At 72.5% G+C, this 19,118-nt stretch carries 15 protein-coding genes; 9 read left to right on the top strand and 6 right to left on the bottom strand.

The window, feature by feature from the left end; genetic code table 11:
- Nucleotides 1-81: 81 nt before the first annotated feature.
- From Q1K33_RS03410 to Q1K33_RS03380, 7 genes are all read left to right on the top strand, one after another.
- Nucleotides 82-2,682, top strand: coding sequence for a hypothetical protein (locus tag Q1K33_RS03410; protein WP_300400605.1), 2,601 nt, complete (start codon nucleotides 82-84; stop codon nucleotides 2,680-2,682).
- Nucleotides 2,683-2,824: 142 nt separating this feature from the next.
- On the top strand, nucleotides 2,825-3,613 hold the full coding sequence (locus Q1K33_RS03405) for an SDR family oxidoreductase (protein ID WP_300400604.1): 789 nt from the start codon (nucleotides 2,825-2,827) through the stop codon (nucleotides 3,611-3,613).
- A 5-nt stretch (nucleotides 3,614-3,618) separates the two neighbouring features.
- Nucleotides 3,619-4,848: an isochorismate synthase gene (locus tag Q1K33_RS03400; protein ID WP_300400658.1), complete on the top strand. Its 1,230-nt coding sequence runs from the start codon at nucleotides 3,619-3,621 to the stop codon at nucleotides 4,846-4,848.
- Nucleotides 4,845-6,503, top strand: a complete 1,659-nt coding sequence (locus Q1K33_RS03395) for an AMP-binding protein (RefSeq protein ID WP_300400603.1) — start codon at nucleotides 4,845-4,847, stop codon at nucleotides 6,501-6,503. Before Q1K33_RS03400 ends, Q1K33_RS03395 begins: the two co-directional genes overlap by 4 nt.
- Before the next feature lie 69 nt (nucleotides 6,504-6,572).
- Nucleotides 6,573-7,526: an isochorismatase family protein gene (locus Q1K33_RS03390; RefSeq protein WP_300400602.1), complete on the top strand. Its 954-nt coding sequence runs from the start codon at nucleotides 6,573-6,575 to the stop codon at nucleotides 7,524-7,526.
- Between the two features lie 19 nt (nucleotides 7,527-7,545).
- Nucleotides 7,546-11,442, top strand: coding sequence for an amino acid adenylation domain-containing protein (locus Q1K33_RS03385; protein ID WP_300400600.1), 3,897 nt, complete (start codon nucleotides 7,546-7,548; stop codon nucleotides 11,440-11,442).
- Nucleotides 11,439-12,029 (top strand): 4'-phosphopantetheinyl transferase superfamily protein, encoded by a 591-nt coding sequence (locus Q1K33_RS03380; RefSeq protein ID WP_300400598.1) that lies wholly within the window; start codon nucleotides 11,439-11,441, stop codon nucleotides 12,027-12,029. Before Q1K33_RS03385 ends, Q1K33_RS03380 begins: the two co-directional genes overlap by 4 nt.
- Before the next feature lie 7 nt (nucleotides 12,030-12,036).
- Here Q1K33_RS03380 and Q1K33_RS03375 read toward each other — a convergent pair whose 3' ends face one another.
- Both Q1K33_RS03375 and Q1K33_RS03370 read right to left on the bottom strand, forming a co-directional pair.
- Entirely contained in the window at nucleotides 12,037-12,564 is a 528-nt protein-coding gene (locus tag Q1K33_RS03375) for a DNA starvation/stationary phase protection protein (RefSeq protein ID WP_300400596.1), read from the bottom strand.
- A gap of 52 nt (nucleotides 12,565-12,616) precedes the next feature.
- Nucleotides 12,617-13,285, bottom strand: coding sequence for a hypothetical protein (locus tag Q1K33_RS03370; RefSeq protein ID WP_300400594.1), 669 nt, complete (start codon nucleotides 13,283-13,285; stop codon nucleotides 12,617-12,619).
- A gap of 114 nt (nucleotides 13,286-13,399) precedes the next feature.
- On the opposite strand from Q1K33_RS03370, the gene Q1K33_RS03365 reads away from it, so the two are divergent.
- Nucleotides 13,400-14,419, top strand: coding sequence for an LLM class flavin-dependent oxidoreductase (locus Q1K33_RS03365; protein WP_300400592.1), 1,020 nt, complete (start codon nucleotides 13,400-13,402; stop codon nucleotides 14,417-14,419).
- A gap of 107 nt (nucleotides 14,420-14,526) precedes the next feature.
- On the opposite strand, the gene Q1K33_RS03360 is transcribed toward Q1K33_RS03365, so the two are convergent.
- The 4 genes from Q1K33_RS03360 to Q1K33_RS03345 form a co-directional block, all read right to left on the bottom strand.
- On the bottom strand, nucleotides 14,527-15,369 hold the full coding sequence (locus Q1K33_RS03360; RefSeq protein ID WP_300400590.1) for a cytochrome c oxidase assembly protein: 843 nt from the start codon (nucleotides 15,367-15,369) through the stop codon (nucleotides 14,527-14,529).
- A 76-nt stretch (nucleotides 15,370-15,445) separates the two neighbouring features.
- Nucleotides 15,446-15,940, bottom strand: a complete 495-nt coding sequence (locus Q1K33_RS03355; protein ID WP_300400587.1) for a DUF2243 domain-containing protein — start codon at nucleotides 15,938-15,940, stop codon at nucleotides 15,446-15,448.
- Nucleotides 15,941-16,214: 274 nt separating this feature from the next.
- Nucleotides 16,215-17,402, bottom strand: a complete 1,188-nt coding sequence (locus Q1K33_RS03350; RefSeq protein WP_300400584.1) for an acyl-CoA dehydrogenase family protein — start codon at nucleotides 17,400-17,402, stop codon at nucleotides 16,215-16,217.
- A 28-nt stretch (nucleotides 17,403-17,430) separates the two neighbouring features.
- Nucleotides 17,431-18,297: an oxygenase MpaB family protein gene (locus Q1K33_RS03345; protein ID WP_300400582.1), complete on the bottom strand. Its 867-nt coding sequence runs from the start codon at nucleotides 18,295-18,297 to the stop codon at nucleotides 17,431-17,433.
- 133 nt (nucleotides 18,298-18,430) lie between these two features.
- Here Q1K33_RS03345 and Q1K33_RS03340 point away from each other — a divergent pair, with 133 nt between their 5' ends.
- Nucleotides 18,431-19,063 (top strand): TetR/AcrR family transcriptional regulator, encoded by a 633-nt coding sequence (locus Q1K33_RS03340; protein ID WP_300400580.1) that lies wholly within the window; start codon nucleotides 18,431-18,433, stop codon nucleotides 19,061-19,063.
- Nucleotides 19,064-19,118: the final 55 nt, after the last annotated feature.

Raw genomic sequence — 19,118 nt, 5'->3', positions numbered from 1 at the left:
TCCCCAATACATCTGATCTATATTAGGTTTGCCTAACCAACCCAAGCAGTCTTCGGACCCGTCTCCCAGGAGCACACCATCGTGAGCATCAACCATCGCCGGGCCCGCGTGTCCCGGCTCGCCGGCGCCTTCGCCGGCACAGTGGCCGGCGCCGTGGCGCTGAGCGCCGTCGCCGCGCCGGCCGTGGCCGGCCCCGGACCCACCGACCCGCCCGAGGTGGGCGACGGCGAGATCTACCTGACCTCGTCGAGCGTCACCAGCACCGGCCAGGAGCTGTTCTTCGCCGGTGAGGGCTTCACCGACAGCGGAGCCGGCGCGTTCCAGAAGGTCTTCCTGAAGATCGACGACCGCAACTACACCGGTTCGGCGAACAACCCCGACCTGGCCGACTCGATCGCCGCCGTGCAGGTCCAGGCCGACGGCACGGTCTCGGGCAGCCTCGAGATCCCGGCCGACATCGACGACCCGGACGTCAACACCAACGCCGGAAACGACCACTGGCTCCGGGTGCTCGGCAGCAACCCGGCCGTCTCCGCCTTCAGCGACGACTTCGAGATCGACCCCGAGGCCGCGACGGCCCCGACGGTCGAGGCGGTCGCGACGACCACGACCGGTCGTCGCTCCGGCGTCACGATCGAGGTGACCGGCTCCGGCTTCACCGCCGGCGAGTCGGTCTCCGTCGAGCGCTCCGACGGCACCGCCTTCGAGTGGACCGACGGGGCCACCATCACCGCTGACGAGACCGGGGGCCTCGAGGGCAGCCTCTCCTTCGCCATCGGCGAGCTGCGCGCCGGCGAGTACCAGCTCGTCCTCGAGCGCTCCTCGGCGCCTGCGACGCCGGCCGCCGCCCAGGTCGCCGTCCAGCCGGCCATCTCCCTCAGCGGCCTGGCCGTCGACAGCGACGGCACCGCGACGATCTCCAACGTCCCCGAGGGCAGCACCTTCACCTCGGTCGCGATCGACCCGGACACCGAGGCGACGGGCGACGAGATCGAGATCGCCACCGCCCCCTTCACCGCCGACGAGACCGGTGTCGCCACCGGCACGGTGCACGTCCCCGCCGACCAGACGATCGGGACCAAGAGCTTCCTGATCACCCGCAGCCTGCCGTTCGCCGGGACGTTCAAGGCGTCCGCCAAGGTCTCCCCCAGCTCCCAGGTCGTCGGTGAGGACGACTTCGCCCGCGTCGAGACCGCGACCGGTGCGATCGAGCAGGGCCTCTATCAGTCGGCGTACGGCGGGTCCTCCGACGCGCTCTTCGCCACCACGGCCTCCTTCGTCACGCCGTCGCGCCTCTACAAGCTCGACCCCGACACCCTCGAGGTCGAGACCAGCGTCGCGCCGCCGGCCGACCCCGACCACAGCACCGACGGCGCCCTGTTCGCCGTCTACGGCGTCGGCGTGGACGACGAGCACGGCACCGTGTGGGTGACCAACACCCGGCAGAACACGATCGCTGTCTACTCCCAGGACGACCTGTCGCTGATCAAGCAGTTCCCGGCCGGCATCCTGAGCCACACCCGCGACGTCGTCATCGACGAGGCCAACGACCAGGCGTTCGTGACCTCGGCCAGCGAGGGCTCCAGCGGCGACGGCACCATCGGCGTCTTCAGCACCGGCGACACCGCCGAGGAGCTCGTCCAGACCGACACCATCGAGCTGGGCCCGCGCACGGAGTTCTCCCCGATGAGCCTCGAGCTCGACGAGGCCTCCGGACAGGTCTACTCGGTCAGCCTGACCACGCCGCGCGCCGTCGCCATCGACACCACCACCCTCGAGCCCCGCTTCATCGAGCTCGACGAGGACCTCGTCAGCCGCGGCTCCGGCATCGCCTACGACGCCGACACCGACCGCCTCTGGGTCTCCAGCCAGAACCTCGACAACGTGCTGATCGCCGACGCCACCACGGGTGAGACCGTGGCCGACGTCCCGACCGGCGCCCAGGCCCTCAATGTCGCCTTCGACGAGGTCAACCGCCTCGCCTACGTGTCCAACTTCGGCGGCAGCACGGTCACCGTGCTCGACCCCGACGGCCAGCTGGTCGCCAACCTCCCGCACGTGCGGGCCAACCACGTTGTCGAGGACGGTCTCGGGTCGGTCTACTCGGTCAACAAGGACGCCAACAACACGGTGGTCAAGCTGACGCCGAAGTCCGAGGCCACCGCCGGCACCCTGCGCATCTCGGGGACCGCGAAGGTCGGTCAGCGCCTGCGCGCCACGACCGAGGACTGGGCCGCGGGCACGACCTTCACCTATCAGTGGACCCGCAACGGCCAGGACATCAGCGGCGCCACCAAGGCTGCCTACACGGTGACCGCGGCGGACGCGGGCAAGCGCCTGGCCGTCAGCGTCGTCGGCACCGTCGAGGGCTCCAGCCCCGCCGAGGCCTCGTCGTCACCGACCGCGAAGGTCGCCCGCGGCACGATCAAGGCCGGCAAGGCCAAGGTCGGCGGCAAGGCCAAGGTCGGCCGCACCGTGCGCGCCAAGACCGGGAAGTGGACCAAGGGCACCAAGGTCCGCTACACCTGGCTCGCCGACGGCGCGAAGATCAGGGGCGAGAAGGCGGCCAAGCTGAAGCTCACGAGGTCGCTGCGTGGCTCGAAGGTCGCGGTGAAGGTCGTCGCGAAGAAGCCCGGCTACCAGAAGGCCAAGGTCGTCTCGAAGGCCAAGCGCGTGAAGTAGCTCGACAGCAGCTTCCCGCTCCACGACAGGCCCCGCCCCGGCATCTCGCCGGGGCGGGGCCTTCGCCGTGCGGAGGGGAAGCCCGGTCGCTGCACGGCGGACGCGGTAGCAAGATAAGTAAGCCTTGCCTTAGTATCATCACATGTTTACTGCGCACCTCGGCGCGACCTCGGTCGGCGCCGTTCTCGTGAGCGGCGCAGCCTCGGGCATCGGACGGGCCACGGCCCTGCGACTGGCTCGGGGCGGCGCCGCGGTCGGACTGCTGGACCGCGACGTCGCGGGGCTCACCCTGACCGCCGAGCACGCGCGGGAGGCCGGAGCCTCCGGCGTCGTCCAGGCCCCGGCGGACGTGGCGTCGCGGGCCGAGGTCGACGCGGCCTTCGCCACCGTCGTCGACGCCCTGGGTCCCCTGGACGGGCTCGTGTGTGCTGCGGGGATCCTGCTGCCGGGCGGACTGCAGGACACCACCACCGCCGACTGGGACCGGCAGCTGGCCACCAACAGCACCGGAGCGCTGCACTGCCTGCAGGCCGGCGCGACCCGGCTGCGTGACGGCGGGGCCATCGTCGTGGTCAGCTCCAACGCCGCCCGCGTGCCGCGCACCGGGATGCTCGCCTACGCCGCGTCGAAGGCCGCCACGTCCGCCCTGGCGCGCTGCGCCGGGCTCGAGCTGGCGGAGCGAGGCATCCGGTGCAACGTCGTCGAGCCCGGCTCGACCGACACCGCCATGCAGCGTGCGCTCTGGCCCGACCCCGACGCCGGTGCGACCCTCGCCGTCGGCGGCGACCCGGCGGCGTACCGGGTGGGCATCCCGCTCGGAAGGATCGCCGATCCCGACGACGTCGCCGCGATGGCGTGCTTCCTGATCTCCCCCGACGCCCGGCACGTCACGCTGCAGCAGATCTACGTGGACGGCGGTGCGTCGCTGTGACCACGATGTCCGACGCGGTCTCCGGCACCGCCCCGAGCCCGTCGCTGCGTCCGGCCGCGACGTCGTCCCACCCGACCACGGCCGCCCGCTTCCCCCTCGTCTTCACCGGCAGCGCGCCCTTCGTCGGGTCCTCCCCGCGGATCACGATCGCGAGCGAGTCCGCGGACCCGCGCTGGGCCGATGACGTGGTCCGGCTCCTTCGGCCGAGTGAGCGTGCGCTCCTCTCACTCTCCTTCGACCCCCGAGGAGCAGCCGTCGCCCACCTCGTGACACCGGCGCCGCTCCCCACGGACACCGCGCCGCACGAAGCCCGACGAGCACCCACGGCCCGCCACCGGGTCACCGCACACCCCAGCGAGACGGCGTACGCCGACCAGGTGCGCGCCGCACTCGTCCGGCTGGGCTCGGGAGGGCTCCACAAGGTGGTCCTCGGGCGCTGCCTCGAGGTGGTCAGCAGCCCGGCGCTGACGCCCGCCGAGGTGCTCGCCCGTCTCCTGGCCGAGCGGCCCGGCCGCTACGTGTTCGGGATGCCGCTGGGGGCAGCGCGCGCCGGCGCCTGGTTGGTGGGCGCGAGTCCCGAGCTGTTGGTGCGCCGGACCGGCGATGTCGTCTCCAGCACCCCGCTGGCGGGCTCGGTGCCCCGCTCGAGCGACCCGGCGGAGGACCAGCGGCGTGCCGCCGCGCTGCAGGAGTCAGCGAAGGACCTCGCCGAGCACGCCTTCGTCGTCGACGGCATCGTCGAGGCCCTGGGCGCCGTGTGCACCGAGGTCGAGGCCGCTGCGGAGCCGCACCTGACCTCGACCGACACCCTGTGGCACCTCGCCACCCCGATCCGCGGCCGCCTGGCCGACCCGGACCGGACATCGGCGCTCCACCTCGCCCGGCTGCTGCACCCCACCCCAGCCGTCGGCGGCGTCCCCACCGAGGCCGCACTGGCGACGATCGACGACCTGGAGGGTGACCTCCGTGGTCCGCTCGCCGGGGCCGTGGGCTGGGTCGGCGCCGACGGGGACGGCGAGATCGCCGTCGCCATCCGCGCCGGCGTCCTCGACCGGGACACGCTCACGCTCTTCGCCGGGGCCGGCATCGTGGCCGGGTCCGATCCCGACGCGGAGGTCCGGGAGACCGGCGCCAAGCTGGCCACGATGGCGCGCGCCATCGGCCTCGACCAGGTCGACGGGATGGGCGACGGGATGGCCGACGGGATGGCCGCGAGCACAGGGGTGCCGTCGTGAGGTCCCCGCTCGCCGCCGTGCCCACCTGGCCCGAAGAGGCCCGCGCCCGCTACCGGTCGCTCGGCTACTGGACCGAGGAGACCTTCGCCGACTTCGTCACCGAGCGGACCACCCGGTACGCCGAGCGGCTCGCCGTCGTGGGAGAGGATGCCCACGGCGAGCAGGCGCGCTGGACCTATGCCGACCTCGCGGACCGGGCCGAGCGGGCCGCGGGTCGCCTGTGCGCCGTCGGGGTCGCCCCCGGTGACCGGGTCGTGGTCGCCCTGCCCAACATCGTCGAGTTCGTCGCCGTGGTGCTGGGCGCCTTCCGGATGGGCGCGCTGCCGGTCTTCGCGCTCGCCACGCACCGGGAGGCCGAGCTCGGCCAGTTCTGCGCGGTCAGCGACGCCGCCGCCCTCGTCGGATGCTCGGGCGAGGTCGACCTGCAGGACCTCCACACGCGGGTCGCCGACGTGCTGGCGCCGTACGGCGTCCGGCCCCCGGCGCTGATCGACGTGGCCTCCTGGGACGAGGCGGCCACCGCCGACACCGCCATCCCCGCGGTCCCACCCGCGCCGCTCGGCGCCGAGGACGTCGCGTTCCTGCAGCTCTCCGGTGGCACCAGCGGCACCGCCAAGCTGATCCCCCGCACAGCGGCCGACTACCTCTACTCGGTGCGCGCCTCGGCCGACATCTGCGAGGTCGACGCGTCGACCGTGATGCTGGTCGTGCTCCCGGTCTCCCACAACTTCCCGATGAGCTCACCGGGCATCCTCAGCGTCCTGGACCGGGGCGGACGGATCGTCCTGGCCCGCGAGGCGAGCCCCCGCACGGCCTTCGCCCTGATCGCCGCCGAGCAGGTCACCACCGTTGCCCTGGTGCCGCCGCTGGCTCAGGCCTGGATCTCCTCTGCCCGGCGTCGGCGCCCCGACCTGACCAGTCTTCGCTCGGTCCAGGTCGGCGGTGCTCGCCTGAACGACGTGACGGCCCAGGAGGTGCGGCCGGTGCTGGGCGCGCGCCTGCAACAGGTCTTCGGGATGGCCGAGGGGTTGGTCAGCTACACCCGCGCCGAGGACCCCGACGACCTCGTCCACACCACCCAGGGAAGCCCGATCAGCCCCGACGACGAGCTCCGCATCGTCGACGCCGACGACGAACCGGTCGCCGAGGGTGAGGAAGGTTCCCTGCTCACCCGCGGCCCCTACACGATCCGCGGCTACTACGGCCCAGCCGCGATCAGCTCGATCAACGCGACCGCCTTCACCGAGGACGGCTTCTACCGGACCGGCGACCTCGTGCGGCGGCTCCCGTCCGGGCACCTCCAGGTGACCGGTCGTGACAAGGACCAGATCAACCGGGCCGGCGAGAAGATCGCGACCGACGAGATCGAGGGGCACCTGCTCACCCACCCCGACCTGCTCGACGCGGTCGCCGTCGGACTGCCCGACCCGTTCCTCGGTGAGCAGGTCTGCGTCGTGCTGCGCACCGAGCCCGGGCGCCCGGCGCCCACCGACCTGGCCGACCACCTGCGCTCGGCCGGGCTGGCGACGTACAAGATCCCCGACCGCTTCGTCTTCCTCGACGAGTTCCCGCGCACCCACGTCGGCAAGAACAGCCGCCGCGAGCTGCGCGCGCTGCTGGCCACGCACCTGCACACGCACCCCCCGACCACCTGACCACCCCAGCCCTGCCCTGCCCAGCCCAGCCCAGCCGATCGGCTGACCCTCGGACCCCTGGAGACCGCGATGCCCCTGCCCGACCTCATCGACTACGCCGCGCCCGTCCCGCCGTCGGCGACCCTGCCGACCAACCGCGCCGACTGGGTGCTGCGGTCCGAGCGCGCGGCCGTGCTCGTCCACGACCTCCAGCGCTACTTCCTGCGCCCCTACGCACCCGGGTGCTCGGCCTTGACCGAGGCCCTCGCTGCCACCGCTCGGCTCCTCGACGCGGCGCGAGCCGCCGGCGTACCGGTGATCTACACCGCCCAGGACGGCGACCACTCCGACCGCGGCCTGCAGGGCGACCTGTGGGGTCCGGGGATGTCGACGCGCACCGAGCACGTCGAGATCACGCCCGAGGTCGCGCCCCGGGCCGGCGACACGATCCTCACCAAGCGGCGCTACAGCGCGTTCGCCAAGAGCGACCTCGACCAGGTCCTGGCCGAGCACGGCCGCGACCAGCTCGTGATCACCGGGGTCTACGCCCACATCGGCATCACCGCCACCGCCTTCGACGCCTTCCAGCGTGAGGTGCACCCGTGGGTCGTCGCCGACGCGGTCGCCGACTTCGGGCGCGACCAGCACGTGCGGGCCCTCGAGCAGGTCGCCGCGTGCTGCGGCGCAGTGACGCTGACCGACGCCGTCGTCGCCTGCTTCTCCCCCGTCGCCCCCTCCGGCGCGACCACGGGCGCGACCACCGGCGCGACCACCGGCGGGACCACCGGCGACGGCTGGGACGCCGAGGTCCGCGGCGCCCTCGGCGCCGTGCTGGACCCCGAGATCGTCGAGGTCGCCTTCGCCGAGCCGAGCGCCGACCTCTTCGAGCTGGGGCTCAACTCGCTGCAGGCCTTCGAGCTCCTCGACGTGCTGGCCGAGGCCGGCGCCGACATCGACTTCGGGGTCTTCACCCGGGACGCCTCGGTCGACTTCCTCCGCGCGCAGGGCTCCTCCCTGGGTGCCGCCGCGCTCAGCGCGGGCTGAGCGCGCGACCTCGCCGCCCATGCCCACCTGGCTGCCCCTCACCGCCGCGCAGCGCGGCCTCTTCTTCGCCCACCAGCTGGCCCCGGACAACCCCTGCTACACGACGGCCGAGGTCGTCGAGGTCACCGGCCCCGTGGACCCGGCACGCCTCCGGGCGGCGCTCGCGACGGCGTACGACGAGTTCGAGCAGCTGCGCACGACCTACCGGCTCGCGCCCGAGGGGCCTCAGCAGCGAGTCGTCGCCCGTCGTCCGGACGACCGCGTGCTGGTCGTGCTCGACGTGGCCTCGACGGCCGAGGCGGAGGCGTGGATGCGCGCCGACCTGGCCCGACCCATGGACCTGCTCGCCGGGGAGGTGACGCGCTCCGCCCTGCTGCGCCTGCACGACGGCGGATCCTGGTGGTACCACGCGGCGCACCACGTCGTGCTCGACGGCTACGGCGCCCAGCAGCTGCTGCGCCGCGTGGCCGAGCTGTACGACGCCCCTGCCGCACCGCGCCGGCTGGTGCCGTTGGCCGACCTGGTCGCGAGCCAGGACTGCGCGGCGACCGACGAGGGGGCTGCGGAGCGTGCCTGGGAGGCCCGCCTGGCCACCATGCACGGGACCGCCTCACCGAGCGGTCGGAGCGCCGATCCCGCCCCCGCCGCGACCAGGCGGCACCTGACCCTCACTGCCGAGCAGCAGCTCGCGCTCACCACCGGTGCCCGTCGACTCGGCGTCGCCTGGCCAGACCTCGTCGTCACCGCCGTCGGGGCGTACGTCGCGCGCGTCGCGTCGCTGCCGCAGGCGCGGATCGGGCTCCCGCTGATGAACCGGGTGCAACCAGGGGTCGGCACCCTGCCGAGCGCCCGCACGGTGTGCTCGGCGATGAACGTGCTGCCCGCCACCGTGCCGGCGAGGGGCGACGTCGGCGAGGCCTTGCGCGCCGTGTCGACCGAGCAGCAGGCGAACCGGGCCCATCCGTACGTGCGCCAGGAGGAGCTCGCCCGCCGGCTGCGCAGCCGCTCGGCCGGGGCCCAGCTGTTCGGCGTCCAGGTCAACCTCGTGCCCTTCGACCTGGAGCTCGCCTTCGGGTCGGCCCCCGCACTGGTCCGGAACCTGGCGGCCGGACCGGTCGAGGACCTGACGGTCTGCCTGCGCGGAGCGCCGGGGCGCCGTCGTACGGTCCGGCTCGAGGTCGACGCCAACCCCCACCTGTACGACGTCGACGAGGTCGAGCGGCACCTGGAGCGCCTGGTCCGGTGGCTCGAGACGTTCGCCGCCGCGGAGCCCGGGGCCGCGGTGGCGGACCTCGCGCTGCCCACCCCGCAGGAGCGCGACCTGGTCCTGCGCGACTTCAACGACACCCACGTCGAGCGCGTGAGCGCGACTCTCGGCGAGCGCTTCCGGGCGCAGGTCGCGCTCACCCCTGATGCCACCGCACTGGTGATGGGTGGGGCGAGGTGCACCTACTCCGACCTGCTCGAGAGGGCGGAGCGGGTCGCCGCCCTGCTGGCCGGCGACGGCGTCGGTGCCGGCGACGTCGTCGGGGTCGCCCTCCCCCGCAGCTTCGACCTCTACGCGGCGGTGCATGCGATCGCGCTGCTGGACGCGGTCTACCTGCCCCTCGACCCCGACCTCCCTGCTGCTCGGGTGGAGGCGATGGTGGACGACGCCGGCGCCCAGGACGTGATCGACGCCGCGTGGCTGGCCCGCCCGCACGGGCAGGACGTCGTACGGCGTCCCGGGGCCCCGGACGTCGACGCCCCCGCCTACCTGCTCTTCACGTCCGGCTCGACGGGTCGCCCCAAGGGCGTGCCGGTCAGCCACCGGGCGATCGACAACCGGCTCGCCTGGATGCAGCACCACCTCCCCCTGGCCGTCGGCGAGCGCGTCCTGCACAAGACACCGATCTCCTTCGACGTGTCGGTGTGGGAGCTGTACTGGCCGCTCCAGGTCGGTGCGACGGTCGTGATCGCCGAGCCCGGCGCGCATCGGGACCCCCGCCGGATCGCCGACCTCGTCGTGCGCCACGACGTCACGACGCTGCACTTCGTGCCGTCGATGCTGCGGGCGTTCCTGGCCGACCCCCGCTCCCGCGAGCACGTCAGCGCCGGTCGGGTGCGCCACGTCGTGACCAGCGGCGAGGCGCTGACGCCCGACCTCGTCGCCGGGTGCGCGACGTGGTTCGGCGTGCCGCCCACCAACCTGTACGGCCCCACCGAGGCCGCGGTCGACGTCACCGTCTGGGACTGTGCGCGCGACGACGCGGTGGTCCCGATCGGGCGGCCGGTGTGGAACACGGTCTGCTACGTGCTCGACGAGCACCTCGCCCCGGTGCCGCCGGGTGTCCGGGGCGAGCTGTGGCTGGGCGGCGTCCAGCTCGCCCAGGGGTACGTCGGCCGGCCGGACCTCACCGCCGAGCGGTTCCGACCCGACCCGTTCCGCGAGGGCCGGCGGATCTATCGCACCGGGGACCTCGCTTCCTGGCGCCCCGACGGAGCTCTGCTCTACCTGGGCCGGACCGACGACCAGGTGAAGGTGCGCGGGCAACGCGTCGAGCTCGGCGAGGTCGAGGCCGCGGCCGTGGGCGCCGACGGGGTGACGGCGGTCGCCGCGGGCGTCGTCGCCGACCGGCTCGTCGCCTGGTTCGTCGCCGGGGACGGGGTCGATGCGGCGAAGGCCGAGGCGTCGCTGCGCGAGGCCGCGCGGGCCGCGCTGCCTTCGGGACTCGTCCCGCAGCTGTGGGTCGCCGTACCGGAGATCCCGCTCGGCACGTCGGGCAAGACCGACCGCGCACGACTCGCGGCCATCGCACCCCCGGTCGTCGAGACCGATGGCGGCGACGGCCCACGAGGACTCCTGGAGCAACGTGTCTGTGGCATCGTGGCCGAGGTGCTGCAGGTGGCGGTCGTCGGACCGGACGACGACTTCTTCGAGCTCGGCGGCGACTCGCTGCGGGTGCTGCGGCTGCTCGGTATTCTCGAGCAGGACCTGGGCGCCGTCCTGAGCCTGGCCGACGTGTTCGCGGCGCCGACGCCCTCCGGGCTCGCCTCGCTCGTGGCCGACGACTCCCGGGCCGACGCTCCTGACGCCGAGCCCGGCACCGACACCGACACCGGAGAGCTGCTCACCCTGCGCGGGGGGTCTCCCGACGTCCCCCCGCTCATCCTGCTGCCGCCCGCGGGCGGACTCGGCTGGTGCTACGCCGGTCTGCTGCGCTCCCTGCCCCGGACGCAGGGTGTCCACGTCGTCCAGGCACCGGGACTGACCGAGGGCCGACCCGAGGTCGTGGCCGACCTCGGGGCACTGGCCGCCCGACAGCTCGCGACGATCCGCGACCTCGTCGGTCGGGCGAGGTTCCACGTGGCCGGCTGGTCGCTGGGCGGCATGGCCGCCCACGCGGTCGCGGCCCGTGCTCGCGACGAGGGCCAGCCTGTCGGGGCCGTGGTCCTGCTCGACGCCTACCCCTCCGACCAGTGGCGCCACCTGGCCGAGCCGACCGAGGCCGAGGCGCTGGTCGGGGTGCTTCGACTGGGTGGGATCGAGGCACCGGCCGGCGTGCGCTTGGACCGCGACACGGCCGTCGAGCTGCTCCGCACGAGCGGCAGCGCCGTAGGACGACTCCCCGAGCGCGTGCTGGCCGGGTGCGTGGCCGCCGTCGTGGAGGCCGCACGTCTGGTGCGGACGTCGCAGCACCGCGTGCTTCCCGGGGACCTCACCGTCCTGGTCGCCGGGGCGCCACGGGCCGAGACATGGCTCGACCCGGCGGGATGGACGCCGTATGTCGGCGGCGAGGTGCGGACCGTCCGCGTCGACGCCACGCACGGCGACCTGGTGCGACGGCCGGCCGTCGACGAGGTCGGCTCGGTGCTGGCGGAGCTGCTCGTGACAGATGCACCGGTGGCGGGCACGCTCGTGGCCCGGCCGTCGTGAGCGACGCCGTCGTCCGGTTCGAACGAGTCGGCGCCACCGACGCCGAGGCAGGGCTCACGGCCGTCGAGCTGACCCGCCGCGCGCGGTTGCGGTCGGCCGAGGACCGGGCGTCGTTCACGGCGGCGCACCTGCTCGTGCGTGAGTGCGCTGGGGAGCTGCTGGGGGTGGCGGGGCACGGCCTCGTGGTCGCTCAGAGCTGCGCGACGTGCGGCCGGGTGGGCCACGGCCGACCCACGATCGTCGGCCACCCGGAGGTGCACGTGAGCCTCAGCCACACCCGCGGGTGCGTGGCGGCGATCGCCGCTCGGTCGTCGTGCGGGATCGACGTCGAGTCGGTGCACCGAGGTCCGGTGCCGAGCGCCGTCCTGACGGAGCGGGAGGCGTCCTGGGTGCGGGCTGAGGCCGACCCCGCGTTGGCCTTCACCACGCTCTGGGTGCGCAAGGAGGCACTGGTGAAGGCCGGCGCCGGCAGCCTCGAGACGGTGGGGTCGCTGGACGTGCTCGACGCCGAGCACAGGCTCGGCGTGCGAGCGTGGGCCGAGCCGCCGTACGTCGGCACCTGGGTCGTGCCGAACCAGGCGCCGTGAGCCGGCCTCAGACCGTGATCGAGGCCGGCTTGGAGCTGTTGGCGACCCGGTTCTCGGAGTCGATCATCCAGGCGAGCTGCTCGAGGCGCTCGAGGATGCCGTGCAGGATGTCGGCGGTGGTCGGGTCCTCGGCGTCGACGTCGTCGTGGATCCGGCGCGCGGTGCCGGCCACGGCATAGATGGCGGCCGTGATCAGGTCGACCGTGTCGGCGGTGTCGACCTCGGTCGCGGGGAAGGCGGCGAGGCTGGTCTGCTCGGCGATGGTCGCGGCGCGGGCGTCGGGTACGACGTACAGCGCGCGCATCCGCTCGGCGATGTCGTCGCCGAAGTTGCGGGCGTCGTCGACCACCTCGTCGAGCTGCAGGTGCAGGTCGCGGAAGTTCTTGCCGACGACGTTCCAGTGGGCCTGCTTGCCCTGGAGGTGCAGGTCGGTCAGGTCGACCAGCAGCTGCTGCAGGTGGGCGCCGAGCGTCTCGGACGCACGGAACGGCGGGTGGGCGACGTGGGTCTCAGCGGAGTTCTGTGTCGTGGTCATGGACCCACCGTGACACCTTTTCTGGAAGGATTCCAGAAAGGAAAGGCTCGCCTCAGCGACCGTCAGCGACGGCGGTCACACCGACGAAGTCGCATCGGCAGACGGCGGCCAGCATCAGGGCTCCGGCGACGCCCGGGCCGTCGGTGAGGTCGATCGGGAACCAACCGGCCCCTTCGCTCCCCAGGGTGTGGGCCACCACCTCGGCCTCCCCCTCCAGCGTCAGCTGCACGAGCTCGACGCTGTCGCAGCCGGCTCGCGCGAGCGCGAGCAGGTCCTCGCGGTGCTCCCGCTCGAGGTGGGCGACAACCTCGCGACGTCGCACGCGTCGGGGGTCGGTCTCGGCCCGGAGGAACTCGTCGACCGGCACCGTGACCGTGCCCTCGGGGCCGTCGAGGCGCACCGAGAGGATGGTGGGGTCGTAGTGACGGCGTCCGGTCTCGTCCGGGCGGCCCATCCGGTAGGACGCCACGATCCGCACCCGCAGGCGCGACCGCGAATCGACGACCGTCACGGCCGCCACCCGGCAGGCCGCGAGGCCCGGGACCGCAGTCGAGGTCGCGTCGACCACCAGGCGCGGGAGCCCGTCGCCGGCGTCGTGGAGGTCGACGACCGACCGCGTGGAGCCGCAGCTCGCGCTGCCCGTGCGCACCGCGGCGTGGCGGGCGTCGACCAGCACCTCGCGCGCCTGGACGGCGGCGTACGGCGTGGTGATGACGGGCATTGGTTCCTCCGGTCGCGTCTAGGTAAGCCTTACCTTACAGCCAACCGGATGACCTCCGGCACGATGTCCGAGGATCCCGGGAAGATCCAAACTTCAACTAGCGTTGGGACCACCATGAAGAAGATCGGCTTCCTGTCCTTCGGCCACTGGACCGACCACCCGCAGTCGGGGACCCGCTCGGCCTCCGACGTGCTGCTGCAGTCGATCGACCTCGCCGTCGCGGCCGAGGAGGTCGGCGCGGACGGCGCCTACTTCCGCGTGCACCACTTCGCCAACCAGCTCGCCTCGCCGTTCCCGCTGCTCGCCGCGGTGGGCGCGCGCACCAGCCGGATCGAGATCGGGACCGGCGTGATCGACATGCGCTACGAGAACCCGCTCTACATGGCCGAGGACGCCGGCTCGGCCGACCTGATCTCCGGCGAGCGGCTCCAGCTCGGGATCAGCCGGGGATCACCGGAGCAGGTGATCGACGGCTACCGCTACTTCGGTCACACGCCGCGAGAGGGACAGGACCATGCCGACCTCGCCCGTGAGCACACCGCGACCTTCCTGAAGGTGCTGGAGGGCGAGGGCTTCGCCGAGCCCAACCCCCGGCCGATGTTCCCCAACCCGCCCGGGCTGCTGCGCGTCGAGCCGCACTCGCCCGGTCTGCGCGACCGGATCTGGTGGGGCGCCGGCACCCGCGCCACCGCCGAGTGGACCGCCCGGCAGGGGATGAACCTGATGAGCTCCACGCTGCTGACCGAGGACACCGGCGTGCCCTTCCACCAGCTGCAGGCCGAGCAGATCGAGCTCTTCCACAAGGCGTGGGTCGACGCCGGACACGCGCGCAAGCCACGCACCTCGGTCAGCCGCAGCATCTTCCCGATCGTCAGCGACCTCGATCGCGCCTACTTCGGCGCTCAGGGAGGGAGCAGCGACCAGGTCGGGATGATCGACGGCGGCAAGGCCCGCTTCGGCAAGACGTACGCCGCCGAGCCGGAGCAGCTGATCGCCGAGCTCGCCGAGGACGAGGCGATCGCCGCCGCGGACACGCTGCTGCTCACGATCCCCAACCAGTTGGGCGTCGACTACTGCGCGCACGTGCTCAAGACGATCGTGCGCGACATCGCTCCGGCGCTCGGCTGGCGCTGAGCTGGGCTGGCGTCGATGCACCGATCGTCACTCGACGCGCCGGCCCTGGAGCACTCTGCTGGCAAGCTGACGAACGCCTCCCAACCGGTGCACTGCTGGAGGTGCGGCTAGTCGGCAGCGCTGGCTCGGGGTGCCGCGGCCGTTGGTTGGAGGACCCCGCCGGTCGGTGGCTGTGCTGTGCTAGCAGTCGGGCGGGACGCCGGTCGCGCTGGTCGCCAGGTCACCAGGAGGGCGACGGCGAGCAGCAGCTCGGCGATGTCACCTCCGAAGTACATGAGGCTTCCTGCCGCCTGCATCTCGGTGATCGGCTCGCGCACCTGGACCAGCAGACCGGCGAAGATCAGCTGTGCGACCACCGAGTGGATCGCGATCGACACCCCGAGCACCACCAATCTGAGCCGCACCGACGCGCGATCCGGCGCCGGGTCTGGCCCCGCGATCGCCCAGGTGAACAACAGTCCCGAGGCGACGATGTGGAGGTGGACAGCGACGTGCACGACGTCGTTGCGGGCGCTGAGCGTGTACAGCGGGGTGAAGTAGAGCACGATCAGGCCGCCACTGGTCAGCACCAGCCCGACGACGGGATGTGAGAGCACGCGAGCTGTCCGCGTGTGCAGCAGTCGTCCCAGTCGGCGTGCCTGGCGGTGCGGTAGCTGGCGCAGCAGGAGCGTGACCGGCGCAGCGAGCACCAGCATCAGTGGAGCAATCATGGCCAGCAGCAGGTGCTGCGCCATGTGGCCACCGAAGTTGACGTCAGCGTAGTCGTCGAGACCCGGTCCCAACGCCACGATGAGCAGGGCCGACCCCATCAGGAACATGATCACCCGAGACATCGGCCATCCACGGCGGCCTCGCTCCTTGACGGCCAGTCGCAGATAGACGACAGCCACACCGGACACGGCCAGCAGCGGCAACCAACCGCTGAGGAAGCTCGCCAGGACGGTCCACATCGCGGAGTCGGCCTGGTGGCCGCCGTGCGTGAGGTCAAGGCCAGACGTCGCGGAGATCAATACAGCTCAACGCCCCTCACGAGCGGGTGCGGCTCGAGCCCACCGAAGCCGACGCCGTGTCCTTGAAGGTGGCGCCACGCTGCAGCAGCCAGCCACCCATCACGAGCAACGCCCCGAGAGCGAGGAACCCCAGGTCCCACGAGATTTGGTTGTCGCCGCTGCGCACGTGGTGAATGCCGAGGATGTGATGGTCGACGACTCCTTCGACCAGGTTGAAGACTCCCCATCCGACGAGGACCCAGCCCCACAGTGCTCGAGACGTCCAGACCCGTCCTCGCGACTGCTGGACGCGCGAGTACAGCAGCGCGAGACCGAGCAGCACCATGACCCAGGTGAAGGTGTGGAACACGCCGTCCCACACCGTGTTGATCTCCAGACCGTGCACCGTGGTGTCGGGGTAGTAGCGGATGCCGATGTTGTCGCTGTCGGTCGAGGTCAGCATGTGGTGCCACTGCAGCAACTGATGCAGCAGGATCCCATCGACGAACCCGCCCAGGCCGACGCCCAACACGATTCCCGGGGTTGTCAGGCTCCGAGGCGTGGTGGCAGCCGCCGTCGAGACTTCTGATCGCGCGCCTGCGGACATGAGTCATCCCTCCGTTCGGTCGTGGAAGGATTCGGTACCCAATCTCCACATGGGTACGCACCTCGGTCGTGGCCTCGAAGCCGCCGGGGGTGTTTCCCGACGTGTCGCGCCGTGAGGTCCTTGCCTTCGCGTACAACCGACTGCAGTCGGGCCGGCACGAGGGCACGGTGGACGGCCAGGGGCCGGGCGCCGACAGCTGTCAGTAGCTGCGCGGCAGGCCGAGCATCTGGGTGCCGATGTGGGCCAGGATCAGCTCCTCGGCGACCGGGATGTTCTTGCCGATCCGGGCATCGCGGAAGAGCCGCTCGACGGGGTACTCCTTGGAGTAGGCCATGCCCCCGAAGGTCTGGAAGGCCTGGTTGGCGCTCTCCCACGCCACCTGGGCGGCGGTCAGCTTGGCGACGTTGGTCTCGTTGCCGCACGGTCGGCCCTGGTCGAAGAGCCAGGCCGCCTTGTAGGTCATCAGACGTGCCAGCTCGGTCTTGGCCTTCAGCTGGGCCAGCGGGAACTGGATGGCCTGGTTGGAGCCGATCGGGCGACCGAAGACCTCCCGCTCGCGGGCGTAGTCGGCGGCCACGGCCAGTGCCGCCTCGGCTCCCCCGACGCCGCCGGCGGCGGCGAGGATCCGCTCCGGGTTGAGCACGTCCCACAGGACCGGGAAGCCGCCGTCGATGTCGCCGATGACGCGGGTGACCGGCACCCGCACGTCGTCGAGGAATACCTGGCTCGAGGTGACCGTGTTGGAGCCCATCTTGGGGATCGGCGTGTAGGTGAGCGTGCCCTGCGCCACAGCCTCCTTCACATCGACCAGTGCCAGCGTGAAGCCGTGGGTGCGTCGTCCCTGCTCCTTGGCGTCGGCCTCGGAGGTGCTGCGCGTGACGACGATCATCCAGTCGGCGTTCTCCAGACCGGAGATCCAGATCTTCTGCCCCCTGATGACCAGCTCGTCTCCGTCGCGCCGGGAGCTGGTCCGGATGGCGAGGGCGTTCGAGCCGGCGTCGGGCTCGGTGAGCCCGAGCGCGAACTGGGTGTCGCCGGTGGCGACGCCCGGCAGGATCGACCGCTTCTGCTCCTCGGTCCCGTGGCGGGCCAGGGTCATCGCTCCGAAGCCGGGCGTGAGGATGTAGAGGAACACTCCCGCCGTCCCACCGGACGCGGCCAGGGTCTCGCAGGCCACGGCGAGCTCGAGCATGCCGGCGCCTCCCCCGCCGTACTCCTCGGGGACGGTGAGTCCGATCCACCCACCCGCGGCGAGGTCGCGCCACGCCTCGATCGGGAAGGCGTGCTCGTCCTCGCAGCGCGACCAGTAGGCGTGGTCGTACTTCGCCGCGACCGCGGCGACGCCGTCGCGGACGGCCAGTGCGGTGTCGGGCAGGTCGAAGTCCATCGGGGTAGTCCTCTTTCAGCAGTGCGGGTCAGACGAGGGGTTTGCCGCGGCGGATGCGGCGTCGCAGGTCGGCCAGCAGCAGCGTGAAGGGGAGGGTCCGGGCCCTCGGGGGGCAGGCACGCTCCACTCGTCCGAGGCGTCGCACCAACCGATCGAAGCGGCGCTGCTGGGCCGGGCTCCAGGGGAGGCCCAGCTGCTCACGGAACAGGGGCGGCAGGAAGCCGGTGGTGACGAAGACGTTGAACGACCCCGCCCAGCGCGCCGGTCGCGGGAGGTTCTGCAGGGTGGTCAGGCGCATGAGGTAGTCGGCCACCGGCGGGTCGATGCTCACCTCGGCCAACGACGCCTCCCAGTAGGCGTCGAACGCCGCGCGCGTCTCCGGCCAGGCCTCGGCGGGCATCTGCAGGGTGGTGCCGAAACGGGCACAGTGCGCGTAGAGGGCATCGGCGGTGGCCTCGTCCATCGGGCCGTGGAGCCGGGCCAGGATGTCGCGGGTGCCGTAGTAGAGGCAGGCGGCGACCCAGGTCTGGAGCCGAGGGTCCATCGCGCGGTACTCGACCGCTTCGTCGGGCCCGGAGACGACCTGCGCGTGCTGGCCGTTGACCGCTCGACGGAAGGCCGTGCGCTCCTCGTCGGTGCCGAGCATCGCCACGGCGATGTAGCCGAACGTCGTCCGGGCTCGCTTGACCGGGTGCAGCATCGCCGACCCGTCGTGCACGCGACTGTTCATCACGCCATACCCGACGCCGGGCCAGCTGAGCTGCATGATCACGTTGGCCGGGCCGGCGAGCACAGCTCCGAGTCCGGAGAGGTGCTCGCCCATGTCGAAGCCCTCGGGCACGGGTACGTCGCGCGCCGGACGTGGCGCACCGGAAGGCCGCGGGTCCGCCGTCACGTGGGGGTCCTCTCGCCGGGGAGACCGGGGCGGAGCCGCACCGGCGGCCGCCAGCCTAGCCCTCTGTTGGCACCTTGCCAACAGAGGGCGCGGAAGGGTCCGGCGCCCCCGCCTCCGTGGGACACTGCCCGGCATGAGCCAGGCAGCCGACGACCGGCCACCCGACGCCGTCGTACGGCGCCGCCTCCCCCCGGACGAGCGCCGGGAGTCGATCCTGGACGCCGCCGCCCGGCTCTTCGAGCACCAGCCCTACTCCCGGGTCTCGACCGTGGCGATCGCGCGAGAGGCGGGCATCGCGCGCGGACTCCTCAACCACTACTTCGGGGACAAGCGCGGGCTCTACCTCGAGGTCGTCCGCCGCTCGGTGCTGCTCCCGACGTTGGAGGACCTCCCGACCCGGGTGCCCGGCAGCATGGCGGAGAAGGTCGAGGTCGCCGTGCGGTGGTTCCTCGACTCGGTGGAGCCACGCGTGGCGTCGTACCTGACCGTCCTGGGCGCCGAGGGGGTCGCCGACGACGAGGAGGTCGCCGCGATCATCCGGCGCGCCGACGACCTCGCAGCCCAGCGCGTGCTCGAGCTAGTGGGTCTGGACCCCGCCGACGAACGCTCCCTGGCGCTGGTGCGCTGCTACGGCGGCCTGGCCAAGACGACCGTGCACGAGTGGGCCCGCCGCGAGACCTTGACCCGACCGCAGGCGCACGAGCTGCTGCGCGACGTGCTGCTGTTCCTGACGAGCGACCTGCTGCGGGCCCAGCCCCGCGGCTGAGCCCGAGGCCGGCCCGGGCAGGTCGGACGGGTGGGCACGCGTCCCGTTCCGATGT

This window comes from Nocardioides sp. (assembly GCF_029937575.1).
Classification (GTDB): Bacteria; Actinomycetota; Actinomycetes; order Propionibacteriales; family Nocardioidaceae; genus Nocardioides.
Note: the sequence above shows the minus strand (reverse complement) of the source record. Positions and strands in the feature narration are given on the sequence as shown.

Bases quoted from the DNA above. Each gene is read 5' to 3' on its own strand.
- Q1K33_RS03360 (WP_300400590.1), bottom strand. From the start codon at position 15,369: ATGTGGACCGTCCTGGCGAGCTTCCTCAGCGGTTGGTTGCCGCTGCTG.
- Q1K33_RS03375 (WP_300400596.1), bottom strand. From the start codon at position 12,564: ATGACCACGACACAGAACTCCGCTGAGACCCACGTCGCCCACCCGCCG.
- Q1K33_RS03390 (WP_300400602.1), top strand. From the start codon at position 6,573: ATGCCCCTGCCCGACCTCATCGACTACGCCGCGCCCGTCCCGCCGTCG.
- Q1K33_RS03340 (WP_300400580.1), top strand. From the start codon at position 18,431: ATGAGCCAGGCAGCCGACGACCGGCCACCCGACGCCGTCGTACGGCGC.
- Q1K33_RS03405 (WP_300400604.1), top strand. From the start codon at position 2,825: ATGTTTACTGCGCACCTCGGCGCGACCTCGGTCGGCGCCGTTCTCGTG.
- Q1K33_RS03385 (WP_300400600.1), top strand. From the start codon at position 7,546: ATGCCCACCTGGCTGCCCCTCACCGCCGCGCAGCGCGGCCTCTTCTTC.
- Q1K33_RS03370 (WP_300400594.1), bottom strand. From the start codon at position 13,285: ATGCCCGTCATCACCACGCCGTACGCCGCCGTCCAGGCGCGCGAGGTG.
- Q1K33_RS03365 (WP_300400592.1), top strand. From the start codon at position 13,400: ATGAAGAAGATCGGCTTCCTGTCCTTCGGCCACTGGACCGACCACCCG.
- Q1K33_RS03350 (WP_300400584.1), bottom strand. From the start codon at position 17,402: ATGGACTTCGACCTGCCCGACACCGCACTGGCCGTCCGCGACGGCGTC.
- Q1K33_RS03400 (WP_300400658.1), top strand. From the start codon at position 3,619: ATGTCCGACGCGGTCTCCGGCACCGCCCCGAGCCCGTCGCTGCGTCCG.